Annotated in this window: 5 protein-coding genes and 1 pseudogene; all 6 read left to right on the top strand. The window is 65.9% G+C overall.

Features of this window, described 5'->3' with window-relative positions; translation table 11 throughout:
* Window positions 1-726 (top strand): peptide chain release factor 1 (gene prfA / locus Q0O40_RS15110; RefSeq protein WP_295531716.1); only part of this gene is annotated, 726 nt, incomplete at its 5' end.
* 7 nt (window positions 727-733) lie between these two features.
* Window positions 734-1,600 (top strand): peptide chain release factor N(5)-glutamine methyltransferase, encoded by an 867-nt coding sequence (gene prmC, locus Q0O40_RS15105; RefSeq protein WP_295531713.1) that lies wholly within the window; start codon window positions 734-736, stop codon window positions 1,598-1,600.
* A gap of 209 nt (window positions 1,601-1,809) precedes the next feature.
* Window positions 1,810-2,001: pseudogene (locus Q0O40_RS15100) on the top strand (DUF4167 domain-containing protein); the annotation flags it as partial.
* 492 nt (window positions 2,002-2,493) lie between these two features.
* Window positions 2,494-2,862, top strand: a complete 369-nt coding sequence (locus tag Q0O40_RS15095; RefSeq protein ID WP_295531719.1) for a hypothetical protein — start codon at window positions 2,494-2,496, stop codon at window positions 2,860-2,862.
* Between the two features lie 51 nt (window positions 2,863-2,913).
* Window positions 2,914-4,515 (top strand): apolipoprotein N-acyltransferase, encoded by a 1,602-nt coding sequence (lnt, locus tag Q0O40_RS15090; protein ID WP_295531710.1) that lies wholly within the window; start codon window positions 2,914-2,916, stop codon window positions 4,513-4,515.
* 37 nt (window positions 4,516-4,552) lie between these two features.
* Window positions 4,553-5,718, top strand: a 1,166-nt coding sequence (metK, locus tag Q0O40_RS15085) for a methionine adenosyltransferase (protein ID WP_295531707.1), incomplete at its 3' end; no start/stop codon positions are given.

Raw genomic sequence — 5,718 nt, 5'->3', positions numbered from 1 at the left:
GGCACCGGCGGGGACGAGGCCGCGCTGTTTGCCGCCGATCTGCTGCGCATGTATGAAAAGTTTGCCGCCGAGCAGGGCTGGCGGATCGAGGTGATCAGCACCAGCGCCAACGAGATCGGCGGCTTCAAGGAAGTCGTCGCCAATATCGCGGGTACCGGGGTGTTTGCCCGGCTGAAGTATGAAAGCGGGGTCCACCGCGTGCAGCGTGTGCCCGTGACCGAGAGCGGCGGGCGCATCCATACCAGCGCGGCGACGGTGGCGGTGCTGCCCGAGCCCGACGAAGTGGATGTGCAAATCGATCCCGGCGACATCAAGATCGACATCTACCGCGCGAGCGGCGCGGGCGGGCAGCATGTCAACACCACCGATTCCGCGGTGCGCCTCACCCACTTGCCCACCGGCCTTGTCGTGATCCAGCAGGACCAGCGCAGCCAGCACAAGAACAAGGACAAGGCGATGCAGGTGCTGCGCACCCGCCTTTATGATTTGCGCCGCGCCGAGGCCCATGGCGCAGAGGCCGAGGCGCGCAAGGCAATGGTGGGATCGGGCGACCGATCCGAACGCATCCGCACCTACAATTTTCCGCAAGGCCGCGTGACCGATCACCGCATCAACCTGACGCTTCATCGCCTGCCCGAAGTGCTCGAAGGCGCCGGGCTCGGCGAGCTGATCGACGCGCTGATTGCCGAAGACCAGGCCAAGCGGCTGGCCGCGCTTGATACCTGAATTGGGGATGCCCGACAGCGCGCCGCCGACGATCGGCGCAGCGATCCGCACGGGGGCGGCACAGCTTGCGGCGAGCAGCGACACCGCGCGGCTCGATGCCGAAGTGCTGATGGCGCATGCGCTTGGCATCACGCGCAGCGACTTGCTGCTGCGGCACCTGGATGGGCAACCTCCAGCCAGCTTCAGGTCGTTGCTGGAGCGCCGTCTGGCCCACGAACCCGTCGCCTATATCCTTGGTTCACAATCGTTTTATGGCCTTGAACTGGATGTGAGCCCGGCAGTGTTGATCCCCCGGGGGGATTCCGAAGTGCTGATCGATGCGGCGCGAGCGCGCTTTGGCGAATGCCCGCCAGGGCGCATTCTCGACCTTGGCACAGGATCGGGCGCGCTGTTGATCGCGGCGCAATCGCTGTGGAGCGAGGCCGAGGCCATCGGCATCGACCGCTCGCACGCCGCCTGCCAGATCGCGCAGGGCAATGCCGCGCGCCACGGCAAGGCCAGCGTGGTTCAGCGCGACTGGAGTGCGCCGGATTGGGCGGATGATCTTGGGCAATTCGACCTCATCCTCGCCAATCCGCCCTATGTCGAGCGCGAGGCCGAACTGGCGCCATCGGTGCGCGGGTTTGAGCCTGCCGAAGCGCTGTTTGCCGGAGCGGACGGGCTGGATGCTTACCGCGTGCTGATGCCGCAGCTTTCCCGGCTCCTGATGCCCGGCGGGGCAGCGATGATCGAGATCGGCGCAACGCAGGCCGACGCGGTCAAGGCGCTGGCGCATGCCGCCGACTTGTCGGCAAAGCTTCACCGCGATCTGGCCGGGCGGCCGCGCGCGCTTGAAATGGCGGTGTTACCGAATATTTCACTTGGCAAGGCGTAAGCTGCCGACTACCTAGAGGGCAGGCAGGGGTGACGGATGAGGTTTTCCCGTCCCGGCCAGATCCACCATCTGCAATGATGATCGGTTACGCTAACCGATAACACGCAGATGCTGGGAACCACGGCATCGCGCACCGCGAGCACGGGGTAAAGGGTGGCGCGGCCGCACGGTATTTTGGACGTACCGGATGGGCCGTCCCGGACAAGGATGTGTCTGACTTGAACAACAATCGTGGGAACAATAACAACCGCCGCCGCGGCAGGACCAATAATCGTCCGCAAGGTGGCGGCGGCGGCCAGCAACTCAACCGCATCGATAGCCGCGCACGGGGCAATGCGCCCCAGATGCTCGAAAAATATCGCAAACAAGCGCAGGACGCGCACCTCAACGGTGACCGGGTCCAAGCCGAATACTACCTTCAGTTTGCCGATCATTATTTCCGGGTGATCGCCGACAGCCGCGTGCGCCCGGACGATCAACGCCCACGCCAGAACGGCGGAGCTGCGGGTGATCGTTGGAGCGAGGGCGAGGCCGAAGACGATACGATGGAATATGGCATGGATGCCGATTTCGCCGGATTCGATCGCCAAGGCCGCCGCGATGAACGCGATGCGCCCCGTGAGAACCAACGCGAAAACCCGCGCGATCAGCCACGAGAGCAGCCGCGCGACCAGTTTCGCGATGGCAATCGCGACGGGCGCGATGGGCGCGATGGCGATACCCGCGAACGCGAGAACAATGCGGGCGCTCCCCGCGAATCCGGCGAACGTTCCGGCGCTGAACCACGCCATCAGCGCGATGCACGCCCGCCGCGCGAGCCGCGCGAGGATCGCCGCCCGCACGCGGAGATTGCTTCTACCCAGAGTGGCCCAGCCCAGAGCGCCCAGGCTGAAATGGTGCGTGCCGCCGAAGGCGAGCCGGTCGGCGGTGCCGATGAGAACCCGTTCGTGCGCGATAATCGCGGACCGCGCGGGCTTCGTCCGCGCCGCGACGGCCGCGCCCCGCGCGAAGCCGATGCAGCGCCGACTGCGAGCCTCGATCCGTCGATCCTGCCTCCCGCGATTGGCATTCGGGCGGAGCCCGAACTGGCCGAACCCAAATTGACCGAACCCGAATTGACCGAGCCCGAACGCATGGTACCCGCCGATGCGCCGGCAGACGCCGCATTCGAAATCCCTGATGCAGAAGCGCCCGCGCCCAAGCGCCGTGGTCGTCCGCGCAACACCCCTTTGCCCGAAGCGGCGGCACCGGCCGAAGGTTGATCTTCGCGGCAACCTGCGCAGCATCAGGATGTATCGGCGGATGATCCGGGCATGACGGCGCAAGGCCGCTCTCGCGGCCGCGATGTATGGGGCAGCGGAATCGGTCTGATCGCCGCAGGGGGGGCCGCCGCAACCGGTTTCCAGCCGCTCGCGCTGTGGCCGGCAACCCTGCTGGCGCTGGCCTATTGCATCGGCAGAATCGAGGCGGCGCGCAGCCCGCTGCGCGCCGCCGGAAGCGGTTGGCTGTTCGGGCTGGGCCTGTTCGCTGTTGGCAACAACTGGATTGCCAAGGCCTTTACGTATCAGGCACAAATGCCCGCATGGCTCGGCTGGATCGCGGTGCTGCTGCTGGCGAGCTATCTCGCAATCTTTCCGGCGCTCGCGGCATGGGCGGCGGCGATGCTGGCGCGGCGGCGGCAGGCGGCGCTGGTTCCCGCCCTCGCGGCCTTCTGGATCATTGCCGAATGGTTGCGCGCTTGGGCCTTCACCGGGTTTCCCTGGAACCCGCTGGCGGTGGTAGCGCTCGGCCCTTTTTCCCGGCCGGGCCTTTCCCTCATCGCGCCTTGGCTGGGCACGTATGCCTTGTCCGGTCTGGTCGTGTTGCTGGCGGGCCAATGGCTGTTTGCCGCGCGCGCGGCAAAATTGCAGAAATGGCGCGCGGCGGCCATCCATGCGCTCCTGCCGGGGGCACTGTTCCTCCTCCCGCTGGGAGGGAGCGGCGAGGAAGGCACGCTGGCGTTCACACTGGTCCAGCCGAACACGCCGCAAGACCAGATCAACGATGCCGCCCGGTTCGAGGATCATTTCCGCACCACGGCGGGGCTTTCCCTGCCGGTGAACCCGGCGCAGACCCGGCTGGTGCTTTGGCCCGAAGGCGGCGTGCCCGATTATCTGCGACCCGGCTACGCGCCGATCTGGTATGCGCAGAGCACCTATGGGGCCGATCCCGCCTTGGCGCGGTCGCGGATGGGCAAGGTGATCGGCCCGCGCAGCCTGCTGCTGACAGGGGCGACCGATCTTGCCCAGCAAAATGGCCGCATCGTCGGCGCGAGCAACGTGGTCACCGCGCTCGATGGCCGGGGCACCATCCGGGGCAGCTATAGCAAGGCGCATCTGGTGCCTTATGGCGAATATCTGCCGATGCGGCCGATTCTCGAATCGATCGGTCTTTCGCGGCTGGTCGGGGGAACGGTCGATTTTCTTGCCGGCCCCGGCCCCCGGACCACCGACTTTGGCAATCCGGCCAAGGGCGGCTGGGGCAAGGCAGGCGTTCAGGTTTGCTATGAAATCATCTTTTCAGGCGAAGTGACCGACCGTTCGGCACGGCCGGACTACATCTTCAATCCCTCGATCGACGGCTGGTTTGGAGCGTGGGGCCCGCCCCAGCATCTGGCGCAGGCGCGGATGCGCGCGATCGAAGAGGGCCTGCCGGTGCTGCGCTCGACCACCACCGGGATCAGCGCGGTGATCGATGCCGACGGCGTGGTGCGCCAATTCCTGCCGCTGGGGGTGGCAGGGCGCCTCGATGGAATGGTGCCCCCTGCCCATCCGCCCACCTTGTTTGCGCGCATCGGAAATGCGCTTGCGCTGATCTGGGCTGCTCTATTGCTGGTCTGCGCTATCATGGTTGCAAGCGCCAAGCGATCTCGCTAGGGGAGATATAAAGAAAGCTTTATATCAGGATTCATCCATGCGCAGCGATTACCTGTTTACCTCCGAGAGCGTTTCCGAAGGCCATCCCGACAAAGTCGCCGACCAGATCAGCGACTCCATCGTCGATCTTTTCCTTTCAAAGGATCCCGAAGCGCGCATCGCCTGCGAAACGCTGACGACAACGCAGCTGGTCGTGCTGGCCGGCGAAATCCGCTGCAAGGGCGTTTACGAGAACGGCGAATGGGCACCCGGCGCGCAGGAAGAAATCGAGCAGGCGGTGCGCGCGACAGTAAAGCGCATCGGCTATGAGCAGGAGGGCTTCCACTGGGAGACCTTCACGTTCCTCAACCACCTCCACGGCCAATCCGCGCACATCGCGCAGGGCGTCGACGCAGGCGACAACAAGGACGAAGGCGCAGGCGATCAGGGCATCATGTTCGGCTATGCCACCGACGAGACGCCCGACCTGATGCCCGCGACGCTCTATTACAGCCACAAGATTCTCGAGCGCATGGCCGCCGACCGCCACTCAGGCGCGGCCCCGTTCCTCGAGCCTGACGCCAAGAGCCAAGTGACGCTGCGTTACGAAGGCTCGCTGCCCGTCGCCGCCACCGCCGTGGTCGTCTCCACCCAGCATGCGCCAGGCTATGACGAAGGCGAGAACGAAGCCGAGCTGCACGATTACGTGAAGCGCGTTGTCGCCGACGTGATCCCGCCGGTGCTGCTGCGCGACACCAAGTATTACATCAACCCGACCGGCTCGTTCGAGATCGGCGGACCGGACGGCGACGCAGGCCTCACCGGCCGCAAGATCATCGTCGATACGTACGGCGGCGCCAGCCCGCACGGCGGCGGCGCGTTCTCGGGCAAGGACCCGACCAAGGTCGATCGCTCGGCAGCCTACATCACCCGCTACCTTGCCAAGAATGTGGTCGCCTCGGGCCTCGCCACGCGCTGCACCATCCAGATTGCCTACGCCATCGGCGTCTCGCAGCCGCTCTCGCTCTATGTCGATACGCACGACACCAGCCCCCATGGCGATGATGCCATCGAAGCGGCGATCCTTGCGATCACGCGCCTTGGCGGCCTGACCCCGCGCGCCATCCGCACCCACCTTGGCCTCAACAAGCCGATCTACCAGCCCACCGCCGCCTACGGCCACTTCGGCCGCAAGCCCGAAGGCGACTTCTTCCCATGGGAACG

Source organism: Novosphingobium sp. Chol11 (genome assembly GCF_945870625.1).
GTDB lineage: Bacteria > Pseudomonadota > Alphaproteobacteria > Sphingomonadales > Sphingomonadaceae > Novosphingobium.
Note: the sequence above shows the minus strand (reverse complement) of the source record. Positions and strands in the feature narration are given on the sequence as shown.

Excerpts from the sequence above, each read along its gene's own strand:
- prmC (WP_295531713.1), top strand. The coding sequence starts at position 734 with ATGCCCGACAGCGCGCCGCCGACGATCGGCGCAGCGATCCGCACGGGG.
- Q0O40_RS15095 (WP_295531719.1), top strand. The coding sequence starts at position 2,494 with ATGGTGCGTGCCGCCGAAGGCGAGCCGGTCGGCGGTGCCGATGAGAAC.
- lnt (WP_295531710.1), top strand. The coding sequence starts at position 2,914 with ATGACGGCGCAAGGCCGCTCTCGCGGCCGCGATGTATGGGGCAGCGGA.